The organism is Pseudomonas sp. SWRI68 (assembly GCF_014269165.1).
In the GTDB taxonomy this organism is placed as follows: Bacteria; Pseudomonadota; Gammaproteobacteria; order Pseudomonadales; family Pseudomonadaceae; genus Aquipseudomonas; species Aquipseudomonas capeferrum.
The window spans coordinates 578,191-596,218 of record NZ_JABWRU010000001.1 but is presented as its reverse complement, the minus strand read 5'-3'; the positions used below and the strand labels follow the sequence as shown (position 1 = coordinate 596,218).

Genomic DNA, 18,028 nt, shown 5'->3' with positions numbered 1-18,028 from the left:
CTACGGCTGCGATGCGATGGCCTTCTCGATCGCAGCCCTGAAGGCAGGGTCATCCGGCTTGGTCAGGCTGGAAAAATTGCCGATCACCTTGCCCTTGCGGTCCACCACATACTTGTAGAAGTTCCACTTCGGCGCACTGCTCTGGTTTGCCAGCTCGCTGAACAGCGGTATCGCATCCTTGCCGCGTACCGCCTGGGCCTTGGTCATGGTGAAGGTCACGCCATAATTGGCGTAGCAGACGTTGGCAATTTTTTCGCTATCGGGGTCTTCCTGCTTGAAGTCATTGGACGGTACACCGAGCATCTCCAGCCCCTGCTCGTGGTACGCCTTGTACGTTGCCTCCAACCCCTCGAACTGCGGCGCGAACCCGCAATAGCTGGCCGTATTGACCACCACCAGCGGCTTGCCGGCAAAGCGCTGGCACAGGTCGACCTGCCCCTTGCCACGCAACTCCGGCAGGCTGCCCTGCAACAAGGCGGGGCAATCCGCAGCCCAGCTCGACGTGGCGGCAAGCAGGCCCAGCACAGGCACCATCAACCAATGTGCACGCATCGTTCGTTTCTCCGGCAAGACAATCCATGAACTTGCAGGGTAGCGCTTAACAAACGCTCATGCCCAGTTGCATCAACGCCAGCCCACCCTTGTGCCAGCCCCACCCTACCAGCGCCAGCAGAGCGACAGCGGCGGCGGCCAGCAGCCCTTGGACCAAGTAGCGGTTCATGCGGCCTGGGCCTGCAGGCGGGCGACCGGGCGCTCACGTACCGGCCAACTGAGCGCCGCAGCCAGCAGGCTGAGCAGTACCGAAATCTGCCAGACCAGGTCGTAGTTGCCCGTGCGGTCATACACCACCCCGCCCAGCCAGCCACCCAGGAAGGCGCCCAACTGGTGGAACAGGAACACGATACCGCCCAGCATCGACAGGTTGCGCACGCCAAACAACGTCGCCACTGTGCCATTGGTCAGCGGTACGGTAGACAACCACAGCAAGCCCATGGCGATGCCGAACAGGTAGGCACTGGCCTGGGTCACAGGCGCCCAGAGGAACAACACGATCACCACCGCGCGCAGTAGATACAACCCAGTGAGCAGGCGCGGCTTGGACATGCGCCCACCCAGCCAGCCGGCGGTGAAGGTGCCGACGATGTTGAACAGGCCAACCAGGGCCAGCACCGTTGTGCCCGTGGTGGCTGCCAGGTGCTGATCGACCAGATAGGCTGGCAGGTGCACCCCGATGAACACCACCTGGAAGCCGCAAACGAAGAAACCCAGCGCCAGCAACCAGAACCCCGAATGCGAGCAGGCCTCACGCAGGGCCTGGCCCAGGGTCTGCTCAGCACCATGGCTAGGCAACGGGCGGTCGCGCAACATGCCGACCAGCGGCACGATCAATGCCACCAGCAGGCCCAACACCAGCAGCGCAGCAGACCAGCCCAACCACTCAATCAGGCCAAGCGTGCCTGGCAACATGGCGAACTGGCCGAATGAACCGGCAGCACTGGCAATCCCCATCGCCATGCTGCGTTTCTCGGCAGGCACGGCGCGCCCGACCACCCCCAGGATGACCGAGAACGAGGTGCCGGAAAGGCCGATGCCGATCAGCAGCCCCGCACTCAACGACAACGACCAGGGCGAATCGGCCATGCCCATCAGGATCAACCCGACGGCGTACAGGATGCCGCCGATGATCACCACCCGCGCCGCTCCCAGGCGGTCGGCCAAGGCACCGGCGAACGGCTGCGCCACCCCCCAAACCAGGTTCTGCAAGGCGATGGCGAAGGCGAACACCCCACGCCCCCAGCCAAAGTCGGCGCTCATCGGCCCCAGAAACAGGCCAAAACCGTGTCGCACACCCAAGGACAGCGCCAGAATCAGCGCTGCCCCCATCAGTACCCACCCGCTGGTTCGCCACACCGAAGTCATTGTCGTTATCTCCAGCACATCGCAAGGTTTACGGGTATATACCCGCTTATAGTCGTATCACTTCAGGCCAACTGTTCCAGCAGACGTACCAACTCATCGCGCTGCCCAACACCGAGGCGCTCGACCAGCAGCTCCTGAGCCTGCTCCCAGGCCGGGTAAGCCGCCTGCAACAGCGCCTTGCCTGGTTCGGTCAGCAGCACCACACGGTTGCGCTGGTCGTCGCCGCCTGCCAAGGCCACCAGGCCATCGGCTTCCAGCACCCGCAGGTTGCGCCCCAAGGTGCTGCGCTCAAGGCCCATGGCCTCGGCCAAGCTGGTAATGCTGGGGCGGTCGAGGCGCTGCAAGTGGCGCAACAGGGAAAACTGGGCGACATTGACGCCGAAGCCGGCAAGGGCCTCGTCATAATGCCGGCTCACCCCACGGGCGGCTCGACGTAAATGGGTGCAGATGCATTCACTGGTCAACATGGATACGTGTATATACCCGCGTCATGAGTGTTGCAAGAAATTTCAACTATCAGCGAAAGGTCATTCAGGCTTCAGGCGTTTGCTGATCGGCTCGAATTCCGCCGTAGCCTTGCGTGCCAGAGGGTCCGGCGCGCCCTGATCAATGGCTTGCCAGTAGCGCCACGGCACCTTGGCACTGCCCAGCTCGTAGTCCATGCCATCCCAACTGTCTTCACGGAAGCTGTAGAACGCCCAGTGCAACTGATTGCTGTCCAGCACTGTAAGAACGTCTTCCAGGTAGCGCTGGCAGCCTGGCAACCGGCGCATGCAACCGAACTCCCCCACCACCAGGCGTGAGCGTGGCACGTGCATCGCTTCGCTCCAGGCCAGCGGTTGTTGCAGGTATTGCTGCACACGCTGGCCATCCCACTGCTGCGTCTGCCCGGCGAACGGTACAGGGCCGGGGTAGGCAAAGGGTTGCTTGCGCGTCATGTTCGGCGCACTGGTGGCGGAATAGGGTTCGTACATGTGTACGCTGTACAGCACCCGGCTGTCTGTCAGCGGCGCGGGCCAGTAACCAAAAGCATCGGCGGCGGCATACCAGCCTGCATCGACCATGATCGGTGTGTCTGGGTCCTGTTCACGGATCGCCGCCACCAACTGCTCATACAGCGCTGGCAAGTCACGGGCGGTACCTTGCGCTTGTGCATACCAGCGCTTCATCTGCTCAGGGGCAGCATGTTCGGCCAGACCGCCCTGTTTTTCAGGCGCAGGTTCATTGATCAGGTTGTAGGCCGCGATGGCGGGATGGTCCTTCAATTCACGCGCCAGGTCCCGCCAGAACGCAGCGGCCTGCGACCAGTAGCGTTTGTCTTGCCAGAGGCGGTCGTCGAACTGGCCCTGGTTGTTCTGCGACCAACGCATGCCAGGCAGGGAAAGGGGGGCAATGACGACCTTGAGCCCGGCCAGATGAGCACGGTCGAGCACAGCCCGCAGCTGCACCAGATCGGTTGCGGCCAGGCCTTGATAGTCATCAGCGCTACCCAGCAGGAAGTCGCGCTGCGCCGGCTGCCACTTGTCATAAGACAGCCGAACCCAGGTAGCGCCATAGGCACGCAAGGCATTGAAGTAGGCTTGGTCGGGGGCCAGCCGATTGAAACTGTTGCCGCCGTGGCGGGGCGTATCCCAGAAGCTGATCAGATCAGCAGCGGTGACGGGCAAGGCGAGAAAAGCAAACAGGCTGGCAAAAATCCAATGGCGCACAAGGGGCCTCCCTGGCCGCGTGAATGGGAGGCCGATGATAAACCCAAGTCCATGATGGGCGTGGCTGCGGTTACGTTGCTGGAAATTTCTTCGCCCTGCTGCAGTCGCTCAGAGAGCGAGTGCCAGCCCCACCACCACGGTCAGCTCCAGCAACTCCAGCATCGCCCCGGCGGTATCGCCGGTCGTGCCACCCAGACGCCGGCACATGACGTGCCGCAGCCAGGCGAACACGCCCAGCACCGCCACCAGCACCCAGATCACGGGCCAACCACCAACGGCAAGGCACAAGACGGCGCTACCCAACAAGACCCACCCGGCAGCAGTACGTGGCAAATGCTCGGCCAGCGCCTGCCCCAACCCCCCGGGCCTTACGTAAGGCGTGCAGAGGAACAAGCCAAGCATCGCCGCCCGGCCAACCACCGGCGCCAGGATCAGTTCCACCCCCACCCCATGCTCGACCAATGCCCACAAGGCGCAGAATTTCAACAGCAGCACCAGCACCAGGGTCACCACGGCTATCGGTCCGCTGCGGGGGTCCTTCATGATCTGCAGCGTGCGTTCACGGTCACCGAAACCACCGAGCCAGGCATCGGCGCTGTCGGCCAAGCCGTCCAGGTGCAGTGCGCCACTGAGCAACACCCAGAGCGTCAGCAGCAGCGCTGCATGCAGGGCCGTGGGCGCGCTGTGCAGAAGATCGCTGGCCAGCCACAGCAGCAGGCCGAACAGCAACCCTACCAGGGGGTAGCACAACAGCGAGCGGCCCACCTGGCGTGGCTCGGGCATACCGGGCAAGCGCACCGGCAGGCTGCTGAGGAACTGCAAGGCAATCCAGAACGCCAGCATGTCAGTGCGCCTCGGCCCATTGGCCGTCGTCACGCAGCACCAGGCGGACCAATGCGCTGTGGGCAACTTCCACCTGCAGCAAGTGTTCCCTGGGCATGCCACGCGCCCGGGCCAGCAACAGGCGCATCACGCCGCCGTGGGTGACCAGCAGCACACGCTTGCCGCCATGCTGCTGGCCCAGCCGCTCGACGCCAGCCAGAACGCGCTCGGCAAACGCCTCGACCGGCTCACCGTTGGGCGGCGTACACGCGTAAGGATCCGCCCAGAAACGCCCCAGGGCGTCGGCCTGGTCTTCCATGATCTGCGCCGCGCTGCGCCCTTCCCAATCACCGAAATGCAGCTCCTGCAGACACGCCTCGCGCTGTACCGGCAGGTGTAGCCGTGCCCCCAACTCGTCGGCAAACCGTGCACAACGCTGCAAGGGCGAGCTGACCAGCACTTGCCATGGGCCAGCCTCGGCGACGGCGTCACGCATCTGCGCCCAGCCCTTTTCGGTCAGGGCATCGTCAAGGCTGCCACGCAGGCCACCTTGCTCCGTTTCGCCGTGGCGCAGCAGGTCGAGGATCATGCCGGGCGGTCCGCCACGGCGGCCTCGGCAAACGTCGCCATCTGCCCGTGCAGTGCGCAGGCCAGGCGCAACAAAGGCACCGCCAGGGCGGCACCGCTGCCCTCACCCAGGCGCAGGCCCAGCGCCAGCAGCGGTTCGGCCTGCAGTGCTTCGAGCAGGGCCTTGTGCCCTGGCTCCGCGCCCTGGTGGGCAAACAGCAGCCATGCCCGGCACTGCGGGTTGAGGCGCACCGCCACCAGTGCGGCGACACTGCAGATGAAGCCGTCCACCAGCACCGCGATACCCTCTTGCGCGCAGGCGATGTAGGCGCCGGCCAAGGCGGCGATCTCGAAACCGCCAACGCATGCCAGCGCCTGCAGCGGGTCGTCCGCGCGCAGACCATGCAGGATCAGCGCACGCTCGATGACTTCGGCCTTGTGCCGCACACCGACGGTGTCCAGGCCAGTGCCCGGGCCGCTCAGCTCACGGGCTGGGCAACCCAGCAGGTTGCTGGCCAGGGCGGCGGCGGCGGTGGTGTTGCCGATGCCCATTTCGCCGCCGATGAACAACTGCGCACCCTGTGCGGCCGCCCGCAGGGCGCTGTCACGGCCCGCCTCAAGCGCGGCCTGCAACTGGCGCTCGGTCATCGCGGGCTGGCGGGCGAAGTTGGCCGTGCCGGCGCCCAGGCGCAAATGCCTCACGCCGGGCAGCTCCAGCGCAGGGTCGATGGTACCGAGGTCGACCACGTCCAGGCTGGCGTGCAGTTGGCGGGCCAGCACGCTGATCGCCGCGCCACCGCCGACGAAGTTGCGCAGCATCTGCCCGGTCACCGCTTGCGGGTAGGCTGAAATGCCTTCCTCGACCACGCCGTGGTCACCGGCGAAAATGGTGATGGCCAGCTGGTCCAGTGTGGGTCGCTCACGGCCTTGCAGGCCCGCCAGGTGCACAGCCAGACCTTCCAGCTGGCCGAGCGAACCGGCAGGTTTGGTCAGCTGTTGCTGACGGGCGCGGGCCTGGTCCATGGCGGCGTTATCGAGGGGTTGGCAGGCGTCACGCCACCAGGCTTGAGTCATAGTGCAGGTCCTTTGAGCATAAGGGGCAGGCCAGCCACGGTCAGTACCACGCGCTGACAGCGCTCGGCAACGGCCTGGTGCAACCAGCCGGCCTGGTCGACATAGCGCCGGGTCAGTTCGCCCATGGGCACCACACCCAGGCCGGTTTCGTTGCTGACCAGAATGAGGGTACCCGGCAACTGCTCAAGGCAGTCGAGCAGCGCATCACGCTCCTCGGCCAGGCGCTGGTCGTCGTCGAGCATCAGCAGGTTGGTCAGCCACAGGGTCAGGCAATCCACCAGCAGGCAACGCCCTGCGGCTGCTTCGCGGCGCAGCACGGCAGCCAGCGCCAGGGGCTCTTCAATCAGCCCCCAGTCGGCAGGCCGGCGCTGGCGGTGCAGGCGCACGCGTTCGTTCATTTCGCCGTCCAGCGGCTCGCTGGTGGCGATGTAGGTCACCGGCAGGCCGCTGTCGCTGGCCAACTGTTCGGCCAGGCGGCTCTTGCCGGAGCGCGCGCCACCAAGGATCAGGTTGCGCATTTCAGGCGACTCCACACAGTGTGCGCAGGTGCGCAGTGTCCAGGTGCTTTTCCACCAGGTCCGCCAGGCGCTCGATGTCACGTTCGCGCAGGGCCTGGTAGTCGATGGTCTGTGCGTCCGCCAGCCCGGCCCAGCGCAACAGCGCGGCGCACGACTCGCTGCCTTCGAACAGGCCATGCAGGTACGTAGCGAGGACCTGCCCGTCGGCGCTGATGGCACCGTCGCAGCGCCCGTCACCAAGCTGCACGGCAGGCTGTTCCAAGGCCGCGCCTTGGGTAACGCCGGCATGGATTTCGTAGCCGGACACCGGCGCCTGTTCCAGGTTCAAGGTACCGGTGACGTTGCGCAGTTGCTTGTCGGCCTCCAGCACCGTGGCGTATTCGAGCAGCCCCAGCCCTGGGCTGGAGCCCGCCGGCCCTTCCAGCCCCAGCGGGTCGTGCACCTGCGTCCCGAGCATCTGCAAACCGCCGCAGATACCAATCAGCTTGCCGCCGTAGCGCAAGTGGCGGGCAATGGCGGTATCCCAGCCGCGCTCGCGCAGCTGCGCCAGGTCGCCACGCACGCTTTTCGAGCCGGGCAGGATGATCAGGTCCGCAGGCGGTATCGGTTGGCCTGGCCCGATGAATTGCAGGTCGACCTGTGGGTGCAGGCGCAGCGGGTCGAAGTCGGTGTGGTTGCTGATGCGCGGCAACACCGGCACGATCACCTTCAATACACGCTCATGCTTGGCTGCCTGGCGTACATCTATGCCGTCCTCGGCCTCCAAGTGCAGGTCGGTGACATACGGCAACACGCCCAGCACCGGCTTGCCGGTGCGCGCTTCCAGCCAGTCCAGGCCCGGCTGAAGCAGGGCGATATCTCCGCGAAAGCGGTTGATGACAAAGCCCTTGACCCGTGCCTGCTCACTCGGCGACAGCAATTCGAGGGTGCCTACAAGGTGCGCGAAGACCCCGCCGCGATTGATGTCGGCCACCAGAATCACTGGGCAGTCCACCGCTTCGGCAAAGCCCATGTTGGCGATGTCGCCGGCACGCAGGTTGATCTCCGCAGGCGAGCCTGCGCCTTCGACCATGACCACCGGGTACGCAGCGCTCAGGCGCTGGTGCGAGGCCAGCACGGCCTGCATGGCGATGGCCTTGTAGTCGTGATAGGCCACTGCATTCATGCTGGTGACCGCGCGCCCGTGGATGATCACCTGGGCGCCGGTGTCGCTGTTGGGCTTGAGCAGCACCGGGTTCATGTCAGTGTGCGGCGCCAGCCGGCAAGCCTGGGCCTGCACGGCCTGGGCCCGGCCAATCTCGCCACCGTCGGCGGTCACCGCGCTGTTGAGCGCCATGTTCTGCGGCTTGAACGGCACCACGCCGACGCCCTGGCGCAGCAGCCAGCGGCACAACGCGGTCACCAGCGTGCTCTTGCCGGCATCGGAGGTGGTGCCTTGCACCATGAGCGTGGTCATGCCGTTTCCTTTTGATAGTCGGCCAGGGCCTGGGCCAGGCGTTGTTCGTCGGCAGCGCAGGCAGGCAAGCCCAGGCGCACGGCGGCTGGCAGCGCGAACAGGCGAACCAGGATGCCGCGCCGGGCGAGAAAGTCATGCAGGTGCGCAGCACGTTCGCTGCGCACGTACTGGAACAGGTCGCAGCCACCGCTCGGGGCCAGGCCGGTGCTGCGCAACAAGGCCGCGAGGCGCTGGCTGCTGGCGGCGCAGCGGTCGATCTGCAACAGGTGGGCCGTGTGGTCGGCAAAACAGGCCTGGGCCAGCACCCGCGTCGGGCCACTGACAGTCCAAGGGCCGAGCAGCTCTGCCAGGCGCTGCAGCAGGCTTGCTTGAGCCGCCACGAAGCCCAGCCGGACACCGGCCAAGCCAAAGAACTTGCCAAACGAACGCAGCACGATCAGGCCTGGCCGCTCGGCGCAGTCGACCACGCTATGAGCGGGGGTGTTGTCCATGAACGCTTCGTCGACCACAAGCCAGCCTCCGCGGGCTGCCAGGCGGCCATGCCAGTCGAGCAGGCGCTCGCGGCTGACCTGGCGGCCGGTCGGGTTGTTGGGGTTGACCAGCACCAGCACATCGAGGCTGTCGAGCGCGCCCTCGACTTCGGCTTCATCCAGCTCCAGCAACTGATGCCCTGCCCGCTGCCAGGCGTGCGGATGCTCGGCGTAGCAAGGGGTCAGCACGCCGACCCGGCCAGCCGGGCGCAACAGCGGCAAGGCCTGGATCGCGGCCTGCGAGCCGGCTACCGGCAGTAGCTGGCGAGTGCCGTAATACTGCCGCGCGGCCTCTTCCAGGCCGTCTTCGGTTTCCGGCAGGCGCGCCCAGGCGTCGAGGGGGATCGGCGGGATCGGGTAAGTCCAAGGGGCGATGCCGCTGGACAGGTCGAGCCAATGTTCACGCGCGATGCCGTATTGATGCACCGCACGCAGCAGACGACCACCGTGTTCAAGCATTCCAGTAAGCCCCCAGGCAAATCACCAGTACCCACAGCCACACACCCCGCTGCACCAGGCTCCAGCCGCGCTCGATGGCGTCGGCATCGGCCATCGGCCCTTCGCCCAGGCGCGGCCGCTCGTGCAGCTCACCGTGGTACACCGCCGGGCCGCCAAGTTCGACCGCCAGCGCGCCGGCACCGGCTGCCATCACCGGGCCTGCGTTGGGGCTGTCCCACAGTGGCCCCTGGTTGCGCCAGCAGGCCAGGGCCAGGCGGGTCTTGCCGAGCAGCGCGTAGGTCAGCGCCACCAGCCTTGCGGGAATATAGTTGAGCACATCGTCGATACGCGCCGCGCACCAGCCAAACCGCTCGAAGCGCTCGTTGCGATAGCCCCACATGGCATCCAGGGTATTGCTCAGCCGGTACAACACCACACCGGGCGCGCCGGCCAGCACAAACCAGAACAGTGCGGCAAAAACGGCATCGCTGCCGTTCTCCAGCACCGACTCGGTGGCTGCCCGGGCCACGGCGGGCTCGTCCAGCTCGCGGGTTTCGCGGCTGACCAGGTAGCCGACCCGCCGCCGTGCCTCTTCCAGGTCGCCCTGGCGCAACGCGTTGGCCACCGGCAACACATGCTCGCCAAGGCTGCGCAGCCCCAGGGCGCAATACAGCGCCAGCACGTCCACCAGCCAGCCGATGTACGGCAACCAGGACAGGATCAGTGCGACCAGGGTCAGCGGCACCACGGCAATGAACCAGGCGCTCACCCCGTGGCTGCGCCAACCGCGCCCGCCAGCGTTCAGGCGGCGCTCCAGGTTGGCGGCCATGTTGCCGAACGCCACCAGTGGGTGACGCCGTTGCGGCTCGCCCAGCAAGGCATCCAGGGCCACCCCGGCCACGGTCAGCAAAGCAACGCTCATGGCCGCTCTCCCCATTGGTTGTGATAAAGCATGTCACTCAAAGGGCGTTGTTCGGCCCAGTTTTCCTGCACCAGCATTGGCGCCGGATAGAATTCGGTCACAGGCCCCAGGCACAGCACGGCCACCGGCTTGGCGCCGGCAGGCATGGCCAGCAGCTCGGCCAGGGCCAGCGGGTCGAACAACGACACCCAGCCCATCCCCAGGCCTTCGGCTCGCGCCGCCAGCCACAGGTTCTGGATGGCGCAGGCCAGCGAGGCGAGGTCCATTTCCGGCAAGGTGCGACGGCCAAAGATGTGCGGCTCGCGCTGGTCCATCAAGGCGGCCACCAGCAGCTCAGCACAATCGTTGATGCCTTCGACCTTGAGGGCCATGAACGCATCGGCCCGTTCACCCAGGGCATCGGCGGTGCGTACCCGCTCCTCCTCGACCAGCGCCTGGATGCGCTCGCGCAGGCCACGCTGGGTGATACGGATGAACCGCCAGGGCTGCATCAGCCCGACGCTGGGGGCCTGATGCGCCGCGGCCAACAGGCGACCAAGCAGCGCCGGGGCCACCTCGCCACCGGCAAAATGACGCATGTCGCGGCGCTCGCCGATGGCCCGGTACACGGCGGCGCGCTCGGCGTCGCTGAAAGCGTGTTGGCTCATGGTCGCAGCAGCGCCGCCGCCGCGTCAGGGTTGGAGGGGAAGTAGAAGTGCACGTAGGATGCCGTCAGGCGTCCCAGGCGATACACCGCCTCGTTGCCACGCCCGCCGTTGGGGCTCAGGCCACGGGCGATCGGTGTCAGCTCGGTGCTGGTCAGGGAATGGTGGTAGGTATGCCCGCGCAGGGTACCTTCCGGCAGCTCCACGGCCTGCAAGGCCAGGGCTGCAAGGCGTTTCTGCATGGTCGCCTCGCCCGCCAGCAAGCCGAGCAGTTCGGCACGCTCCCCCGCCACATCGGTCAGTGCGTCGAGCAGGTAGAGCATGCCGCCGCATTCGGCCAACAGGGGCTTGCCCTGTACATGATGGTCACGGATCGCCGCGCACATGGCGGTGTTGGCCGCCAACGCGTGGTGGTGCAGTTCGGGGTAGCCGCCCGGCAGGTAAAGGCTGTCCACGGTTGGCAGTTCACGGTCATGCAGTGGCGAGAAAAACACCAGTTGCGCGCCCAGGTTGCGCAGCAGGTCGAGGTTGGCACCGTAGGTGAAGGCAAACGCCTCGTCCCGGGCCACGCCAATGCGCACACCGGCCAATGACGCGGCGGCCGGCTGTGGCTCGGGCTCGGCAAACGCCACCGGCGGGGGTAAAGCAGCATCGCAACTGGCACCCAGCGCCTCGGCCGCAGCATCCAGGCGGGCATCCAGGTCGTTCAGTTCGCTGGCCTGGACCAACCCCAGGTGACGGCTGGGCAGTTCGATACCGCGCTCACGCGACAGGCCGCCATACCAGCGCAACCCCTCGGTCAGGCTGCCTTCGAGCAGCTGCGCATGGCGCAGGCTGCCGACCCGGTTGGCCAGCACACCGGCAAACGGCAGGTCGGTCTGGTAACGCGCCAGCCCCAGGGCCAGGGCGCCAAAGGTCTGGGCCATGGCCGTGCCGTCGATTACCGCCAGCACCGGCACGCCGAAGTGGCGCGCCAGGTCCGCGCTCGACGGCGTACCGTCGAACAGCCCCATGACCCCTTCGATCAGGATCAGGTCGGCCTCCCCGGCTGCGTCCCACAGCAGGCGGCGGCTTTCCTGGGCGCCGATCATCCACAGGTCGAGCTGGTAGACCGGCGCGCCGCTGGCGCGTTCGAGGATCATCGGGTCGAGAAAGTCGGGCCCGCATTTGAACACCCGGACCTTGCGCCCAAGGTTACGGTGCAGGCGGGCCAAGGCGGCGGTGACGGTGGTCTTGCCCTGGCCGGAAGCCGGCGCTGCAATCAATACCGCCGGGCAGTGTCGCATCTGAGTCACAGTTCGACGCCTTTCTGCGCACGGATACCCGCCTGGAAGGCGTGCTTGAGCATGCCCATCTCGGTGACGGTGTCGGCCAGCTCGATCATTTCAGGCTTGGCCGCGCGACCGGTGACGATCACGTGCTGCATCGGCGGACGGGCCTGGATGTCGGACAGCACCTGGTCGAGGTCGAGGTAACCATGCTTGAGGGCGATATTGAGTTCATCGAGCACCACGAACTGCACGGTCGGGTCCTGCAGCAGCTGGCGCGACACCGCCCAAGCGGCCTCAGCGGCGGCGATGTCACGCTGGCGGTCCTGGGTCTCCCAGGTAAAGCCTTCGCCCATCACGTGATAACGCACCTGCTCGGGAAAACGCCGGAAGAACAGCTCTTCGCCAGTGCTGTTGCGGCCTTTGATGAACTGCACCACGCCGCACTGCATGCCATGGCCCAGGGCACGGGCGAGCATGCCGAAAGCTGAGCTGCTCTTGCCCTTGCCATTACCCGTCAGCACCAGCAGCAGGCCGCATTCGTTGGGGGAATTGGCGATACGCTCGTCGATGATCGCCTTTTTGCGCTGCATGCGCGCCAAGTGGCGTTCGTCGCGTTCGGTGGGTTCGCTCATCAGGGGTCTCCGCAGGCTGACGCCACGCGAAAGGCGGCGACAGGTCGATAGGCAGGCAGACACAGAGCGCGCAGGAGCAGTGGCCGTAGGCCACGGTGCACCGCGCATCACCCTCCGTGATGCCGTTGGCTGTATCAGGCCGGTCTCCGGGCTTGCGAGCGGGCCTTGGCCCGGGCCTGCGCGCCTTCCCGGATGCTGGCATCCAGTGGCTGTGCGCGACCTTTGACTCACCTACCGTTGCGGGGGCAGCGCCGGAATCGCGCCTTTGCTGGCGCCCACCGGCTTCCCAGTTTCACCCTGCTCAGTCGAGGCTGGCAGGGCACCTGAAACACGCCGCGAAGGTTAGAGGGTTGGGGCGGGAGCGTCAATCGAACGGGGCGCAGGAACGAAGATAACCACTGAGCATGGCCTTGCGCAGCCGGGTGTTGTTCGCCCCGGGGCTGAACCAGTCATGCTGCGCCATGCTCTGAATAATGAAAGATCATCTCCTGAGGGCATTGAACATGCGCCACATCGGCTACGTCTTACCCTGGGCGAGCAGTGCCTGCCTGGTAGGCTGCGGCGACCAGCGCTGTTGAACGTCAGCGAAGGCAGTGGCCCCTCGCCGCAGTTGCCAGAACCCCATGCAACGCTGATTCCGACTATCAACATCGCCCCTGCCATCGGCTGGCCGGACGGCGGCAAGCCCAAGGCTGCAACGGGCACGCAGGTAGCGGCCTTCGCCGACAAACTCGACCACCCACGCTGGCTCTATGTACTGCCCAACGGTGACGTGCTGGTAGCCGAAACCAATGCGCCGCCAAAACCCGAAGACGGCAAAGGCCTGCGTGGCGGGGCCATGGGCAGGCCAGTGGGCGTGATCAACGATCAGCGCGGTGGGGTGCTGGTGGCGGATGACGTGGGCAATATGATCTGGCGGGTGAGCGCTGCGCGGTAACGGTGAGTCAAGGCGGCCTTGCCGGGCCGCCTTCAGGCGATCAGGGGTTCTGCGCCAGATGCCCCTGGGGAATCACCCGCTTGGCCTGCAGGTAAGCCTTGGCCCAGTAACTGTTGGACAGGTAGTCCAGACGCACCGTGCCACCGGTGGACGGTGCGTGCACGAAACGCCCCTCCCCCACGTAGATGCCGGCATGGCTGACCTGCGACCCGCCGCTGGTGGCAAAGAACACCAGGTCACCTGACTGCAGCGCCTTCGCATCCACGGTCGGCGCACGCATGACGATCATCTCCCGCGTCGAGCGCGGCAAGCTGATGCCAGCGGCATCCCGATAGACATACTTGATCAGGCCACTGCAATCGAACCCGGAGTCAGGCGTATTGCCGCCCCATCGGTAAGGCGTGCCCACCAGCCCGATCGCGCGGATCAACACGTCGTCGGCAATCGGCGAAGCATCAGGCAGTTGGCTGTAGGAGACCTGCGGCTTGACCACAGGGGCCGGCGCAGGCGCGCGGCTGGAGCAGGCAGCAAGCAATGCCACCAGGGAGAGGAATGCGAAGCGCGCCATCATTACCATGGCCAGAACATCCTGTCTGAGACCGCTGGACCGCAGCCGAAAAGTGTTGAGAATTTAGATTAGACGCTTTCTGTAAATGCGCACGGCGGCGAGCTTTTTTTAAAGCATCGCCGCCGTGGCACGGTACATCATCGGGGTATCAGTTGCGCGCGATGTTGGTCGGCGCCATCGCCAAGGCTCGCTTGGCTTCGATGAAGGTCTTGCTCCAGTAGCGATCACCGAGGCTGTCGATGCGCACACCACCGCTGCGGCGGCTGCTGGAGTGGATGAACTGGTTGTCACCCAAGTAGATGCCGGCATGGCTGACCCGGCCGCGGCCATTGGTGCTGAAGAACAGCAGGTCGCCTGGCTTGAGCTTGTTACGGGCCACTTTCGGGGCATCGACGTTGATCATTTCACGCGTCGAACGCGGCAAGGTCATGCCGGCTTCTTCGCGGAACAGGTAACCGATGAAGCCGCTGCAATCGAAGCCTGACTTCTCCGAGGTACCACCGAAGCGGTAGCGTGTGCCGATCAACGCCATGCCGCGCTCGAGAATGCTGTCAGCCAGAACCGGCAGCTGATAAGGCTTGCTGTTGCTGGAGAAGGCCGCCAGATCATCTTCGGTGGCCAGCTCTTCCGGTTCGCCGAATACGGACGAAGGCGAGGCTTTGGCCTTGAACGCCGATTGGGCGTCGATCGGGGTGTGATCCTGGGGCTGGGATACCGGGCCTTGGGCCGCGCAGCCGAAAAGCAGGGTCACGAGTGCGAGGGGCACGAGGGGTGCGAAGCGCTTTAGCATGGGCACGACCGTGTCTGTAATCCTTTAGAAGGAGGAAACTATGCCCTCTATCATGGCCATTTGCAAATTTTATCGAAAAAGATGTGACTTTTTCGTTTTGCCGCTCTAGCCCAGGATTTTCAGGGGCTTACCAGCCCAGGGTTTCTTTCAGGAAAGGGATGGTCAGCTTGCGCTGCGCCTGCAGCGATGCCTGGTCGAGGCGTTCGAGCAGATCGAACAGTGCGCTCATGCTGCGGGTACCGCGGGTAAGGATGAAATGCCCGACCTCATCGGTGAGGTGCAGGCCACGGCGCGAGGCACGCAACTGCAAGGCACGCAGCTTGTCTTCATCGGACATGCCACGCATCTGGAAGATCAGTGCCAGGGTCAGCCGCGACTTGAGGTCGGCCAGCTTGATGGGCAGCTCGCGCGGCGAGCTGGAGGCCGCCAGCAGCAAACGACGGCCACTGTCACGCAGGCGATTGAACAGGTGGAACATGGCCTCTTCCCAGTCGGCCTTGCCGGCAATTACATGCAGGTCGTCAATGCACACCAGCTCGTACTGTTCGAGGTGATCGAGCAACTCGACACCGCGCTCGAGCAGTTGCGCCAACGGCAGGTAAACGGCGGGTTCGCCCAACTGCTGGAAGCGGTGGGTGGCGGCCTGCAACAGGTGGGTGCGGCCGACACCCTGCTTGCCCCACAGGTAGATGAGGCTCTCGGTCCAGCCGGCGTCGGCTTCGCATAGGCGCTCGACGTAGCCCAATGCCGCAGCATTGGCGCCCGGATAGTAGTTGATGAAGGTGGCGTCATCGCGCAGGCGCACACCCAGGGGCAACTGGATCGGTGGTTTCATGCTCGCGGGCGGTCGCTGGGACCACAGGGGGCCTTTGGTGGACAGTGTGCAAAGTCTATACCCGCAACGCGGACGGCACAATCAGGGAGCAGAAGAGCACAAGCAAAATCAAAGGCTTGCGACCTGCTCTGCTCGGTCTGACTGGGTAATTTACAACTGCGGATCGACATCGGCGTCATACATGTCCGAATCTTTGTACAGATCATGTACATGACGTAGCAGCACCATGATCACTGCCGCCACCGGCAGCGCCAGCAGCACACCGGTGAAGCCGAACAACTCGCCACCGGCAAGAATGGCGAAGATCACTGCCACCGGGTGCAAGCCGATACGGTCGCCCACCAGCAACGGCGTCAGCACCATGCCTTCCAGCGCCTGGCCGACCATGAACACCGCAACGATGCCCAGCATCGGATACAGGTCGCCACCGAACTGGAACAGGCCGGCGACCAACGCCGCACCAATACCGATGATGAAGCCCATGTACGGCACGATGGCTGCCAACCCCGCCAGCATGCCGATCAACAGGCCGAGTTCGAGCCCCACCAGCATCAGCCCTGCCGAGTAGATGACGCCCAGCGCGAGCATCACCATCAATTGGCCGCGGACGAACGCGCCCAGGACTTCATGGCACTCTTGCGCCAACCCCACTATTTGCGACTCGCGCTGGCGCGGCAGCAGGCTGCGCAACTTGGCCATCATCAGGTCCCAGTCACGCAGCAGGTAGAACCCCACCACCGGGATCAGCACCAGATTGGCCAGCCAGGCCATCAAGGCCAGGCTCGAAGCCGTCGCCTGGGACAACACGATGCCGACGATGTCGGTGGTCTGGCCCATGTGCTCGCCAATGGCTGCCTTGATCTTGTCGAACTTCCAGAAGCCATCGGCCAGGCCAAGGCGGTGTTGCACCCAAGGCAACGCCTGATGCTGCAACCAGTCGAGCATCTGCGGCGCCAGCTCGTACAGGCGCAGCAGCTGCTTGGCCAGCATCGGCACCAGCACCAGCAGCAGGGCCATGAACAGCAGGGTGAAGAGGCTGAACACCACCACCACGCCCCAGGTGCGTGACAGCCCCAGGCGCTCCAGGCGGTCAACCAGAGGGTCTGCCAGATAAGCCAGCAGAATACCGATCAGAAAGGGGGCAAGAATGTTGTGCAAGCTATATAGCAGCACGGCGAACAGCAGTGCCGCACCCAGCCAGATCCAGCGGCGCATATCGGTCACGATCGCTACTCCTTACCAGCGAAAACGCAGGCCGTCGAACGGCTTGGGCACTGCGGGCTGCTCTGCGGCAGCGCCAGGTGCAGGCGCGGGGACCGCGGGTGCAGCGGGGGCCTGCTCGGCCGGCACTTCCTGCAGCTTGGCCAGCCCCAGTTGGGCACGCAATTGTTCGCGGTTGGCGGTGACACCGTAGGTCAGCGTGCTGCCTTCGGCCATCTTCAGTCGCGCGCCATACGGTTCGAGCACCCGGCTCAATTCGGCATAGCGCTGCAGGTTCATCCCCTGCACCTGGAGCTGCAACTGGCTGCTGGCACCAGGGCGGGTCACATAGCGCGGCGCCAGGCGGCTGCTCACCGCCAGCATCACCGCGTCGGCCAAGGCCGCCTGGTCGGCGCCCTCGGCATTACCCTGCTCGCGCTGGTCACCCACCCACAACTGCCATTTGCCTTGCCATTTGCCATCCGCTTCATGGGCGTGGACCGCCAGCAGTGCATCGGCCGCGTAGCGCTCGGACGCTTCGCGCAGCGGCGCTGGGTCACTGGCCTCGATTTGCTTGGCGTTGGCCACCAGTTGCTCCTGCAGGTCGGCCAGCGGCAAGCGCAATGGCAAGCCTCGGTGCTGGGCCGCACGGCGCAGTGGCTGGGCAGTGGCCTGGCCGTCGCCGACCAGGTTGCTACCTTCGACGCTGTCGTTGAGCCACCAGCCGATGATCGATGGCCGGTTGCTGCCCCACAGGGCCAGGCCGGCCTTGCGCAAGGCACGTTCGGTACTGCCGGGGTCGAACTCGACCAGCACCGATTCGGGCGGGCCGGCTTCGGTACCGACCTGGTTGATGATTTGCTGCGGGTCCTTGCGCAACTCCGCCAAAGCCGGGTTTTGCGCCGCTTTCGGGTCGCCGGTCAGGCGCAGAATCAAGGTATCGAGGGCCTTGCCGGTTGCCTGGGTACGGGCTTCGGCGCCCTGCCCTGCAAGCGGCTCACGCACTTGGTAGAGCCCGGAGACGGTTTCGGCCTGGGCGGCGACAGCCACCAGGGCAAGGCATCCCGCTGCCAGATTTTTGAGAAGATGCATGAAGGATTCCTGTCCAGAAACTAGGTGAAACGGGCCGTTAACGTGCAGGTTGTGACCGCGGTGGAACGAAAAATGCTCCTCTATGGCTACACCTTATACAGGG

At 65.3% G+C, this 18,028-nt stretch carries 20 protein-coding genes, 1 pseudogene and 1 riboswitch; of the genes and pseudogenes, 1 reads left to right on the top strand and 20 read right to left on the bottom strand.

The window, feature by feature from the left end:
* The 15 genes from HU770_RS02715 to cobO form a co-directional block, all read right to left on the bottom strand.
* Positions 1-552, bottom strand: a complete 552-nt coding sequence (locus HU770_RS02715; RefSeq protein WP_033700789.1) for a glutathione peroxidase — start codon at positions 550-552, stop codon at positions 1-3.
* Between the two features lie 46 nt (positions 553-598).
* The gene (locus HU770_RS27245) at positions 599-721 is read right to left on the bottom strand and encodes a hypothetical protein (RefSeq protein WP_258714486.1); all 123 of its coding nucleotides are present in this window, start codon (positions 719-721) and stop codon (positions 599-601) included.
* The gene (locus HU770_RS02710) at positions 718-1,911 is read right to left on the bottom strand and encodes an MFS transporter (protein WP_186654685.1); all 1,194 of its coding nucleotides are present in this window, start codon (positions 1,909-1,911) and stop codon (positions 718-720) included. Before HU770_RS02710 ends, HU770_RS27245 begins: the two co-directional genes overlap by 4 nt.
* 71 nt (positions 1,912-1,982) lie before the next feature.
* A complete protein-coding gene (locus tag HU770_RS02705) occupies positions 1,983-2,387 on the bottom strand; it encodes a MarR family transcriptional regulator (protein WP_047581691.1) in 405 nt (134 codons plus the stop codon).
* A 60-nt stretch (positions 2,388-2,447) separates the two neighbouring features.
* Positions 2,448-3,563, bottom strand: coding sequence for a cellulase family glycosylhydrolase (locus tag HU770_RS02700; protein WP_346014121.1), 1,116 nt, complete (start codon positions 3,561-3,563; stop codon positions 2,448-2,450).
* Positions 3,564-3,737: 174 nt separating this feature from the next.
* Positions 3,738-4,472 carry an adenosylcobinamide-GDP ribazoletransferase gene (locus HU770_RS02695; RefSeq protein ID WP_186662994.1) on the bottom strand — a complete coding sequence of 245 codons (735 nt, stop codon included), beginning with the start codon at positions 4,470-4,472 and terminating at the stop codon, positions 3,738-3,740.
* 1 nt (position 4,473) lies between these two features.
* Positions 4,474-5,040 (bottom strand): alpha-ribazole phosphatase family protein, encoded by a 567-nt coding sequence (gene cobC, locus HU770_RS02690; protein ID WP_186662993.1) that lies wholly within the window; start codon positions 5,038-5,040, stop codon positions 4,474-4,476.
* Positions 5,037-6,092 (bottom strand): nicotinate-nucleotide--dimethylbenzimidazole phosphoribosyltransferase, encoded by a 1,056-nt coding sequence (gene cobT, locus HU770_RS02685; RefSeq protein ID WP_186662992.1) that lies wholly within the window; start codon positions 6,090-6,092, stop codon positions 5,037-5,039. Before cobT ends, cobC begins: the two co-directional genes overlap by 4 nt.
* On the bottom strand, positions 6,089-6,610 hold the full coding sequence (cobU, locus tag HU770_RS02680) for a bifunctional adenosylcobinamide kinase/adenosylcobinamide-phosphate guanylyltransferase (protein WP_033700796.1): 522 nt from the start codon (positions 6,608-6,610) through the stop codon (positions 6,089-6,091). Before cobU ends, cobT begins: the two co-directional genes overlap by 4 nt.
* Position 6,611: 1 nt before the next feature.
* Entirely contained in the window at positions 6,612-8,066 is a 1,455-nt protein-coding gene (locus HU770_RS02675; protein ID WP_186654572.1) for a cobyric acid synthase, read from the bottom strand.
* Positions 8,063-9,055, bottom strand: coding sequence for a threonine-phosphate decarboxylase CobD (cobD, locus tag HU770_RS02670; protein ID WP_186662991.1), 993 nt, complete (start codon positions 9,053-9,055; stop codon positions 8,063-8,065). Before cobD ends, HU770_RS02675 begins: the two co-directional genes overlap by 4 nt.
* The gene (gene cbiB / locus HU770_RS02665; protein WP_033700800.1) at positions 9,048-9,956 is read right to left on the bottom strand and encodes an adenosylcobinamide-phosphate synthase CbiB; all 909 of its coding nucleotides are present in this window, start codon (positions 9,954-9,956) and stop codon (positions 9,048-9,050) included. The genes cobD and cbiB overlap by 8 nt, the downstream gene beginning before the upstream one ends.
* Positions 9,953-10,603: a 5,6-dimethylbenzimidazole synthase gene (gene bluB / locus HU770_RS02660; protein ID WP_186662990.1), complete on the bottom strand. Its 651-nt coding sequence runs from the start codon at positions 10,601-10,603 to the stop codon at positions 9,953-9,955. The genes cbiB and bluB overlap by 4 nt, the downstream gene beginning before the upstream one ends.
* Positions 10,600-11,895 carry a cobyrinate a,c-diamide synthase gene (locus HU770_RS02655; protein ID WP_186654559.1) on the bottom strand — a complete coding sequence of 432 codons (1,296 nt, stop codon included), beginning with the start codon at positions 11,893-11,895 and terminating at the stop codon, positions 10,600-10,602. The genes bluB and HU770_RS02655 overlap by 4 nt, the downstream gene beginning before the upstream one ends.
* Positions 11,892-12,503, bottom strand: a complete 612-nt coding sequence (cobO, locus tag HU770_RS02650) for a cob(I)yrinic acid a,c-diamide adenosyltransferase (protein WP_095064096.1) — start codon at positions 12,501-12,503, stop codon at positions 11,892-11,894. The genes HU770_RS02655 and cobO overlap by 4 nt, the downstream gene beginning before the upstream one ends.
* A 119-nt stretch (positions 12,504-12,622) precedes the next feature.
* Positions 12,623-12,845: riboswitch (cobalamin riboswitch) on the bottom strand.
* Between the two features lie 232 nt (positions 12,846-13,077).
* Here cobO and HU770_RS02645 point away from each other — a divergent pair.
* Positions 13,078-13,335, top strand: a pseudogene (locus HU770_RS02645) (sorbosone dehydrogenase family protein); the annotation flags it as partial.
* 145 nt (positions 13,336-13,480) lie between these two features.
* Here the strand turns inward: HU770_RS02645 and HU770_RS02640 are convergent.
* The 5 genes from HU770_RS02640 to HU770_RS02620 form a co-directional block, all read right to left on the bottom strand.
* Complete coding sequence (locus tag HU770_RS02640) at positions 13,481-14,017, bottom strand: NlpC/P60 family protein (RefSeq protein WP_033700806.1); 537 nt, start codon at positions 14,015-14,017, stop codon at positions 13,481-13,483.
* Between the two features lie 139 nt (positions 14,018-14,156).
* Positions 14,157-14,798: an NlpC/P60 family protein gene (locus HU770_RS02635; RefSeq protein ID WP_033700807.1), complete on the bottom strand. Its 642-nt coding sequence runs from the start codon at positions 14,796-14,798 to the stop codon at positions 14,157-14,159.
* Between the two features lie 127 nt (positions 14,799-14,925).
* Positions 14,926-15,633: a DnaA regulatory inactivator Hda gene (gene hda / locus HU770_RS02630; protein WP_027595859.1), complete on the bottom strand. Its 708-nt coding sequence runs from the start codon at positions 15,631-15,633 to the stop codon at positions 14,926-14,928.
* A gap of 150 nt (positions 15,634-15,783) precedes the next feature.
* Positions 15,784-16,857, bottom strand: a complete 1,074-nt coding sequence (locus HU770_RS02625; RefSeq protein WP_186654558.1) for an AI-2E family transporter — start codon at positions 16,855-16,857, stop codon at positions 15,784-15,786.
* A gap of 12 nt (positions 16,858-16,869) precedes the next feature.
* Positions 16,870-17,925, bottom strand: a complete 1,056-nt coding sequence (locus HU770_RS02620) for a DUF2066 domain-containing protein (protein ID WP_186662989.1) — start codon at positions 17,923-17,925, stop codon at positions 16,870-16,872.
* Between the last annotated feature and the right edge of the window lie 103 nt (positions 17,926-18,028).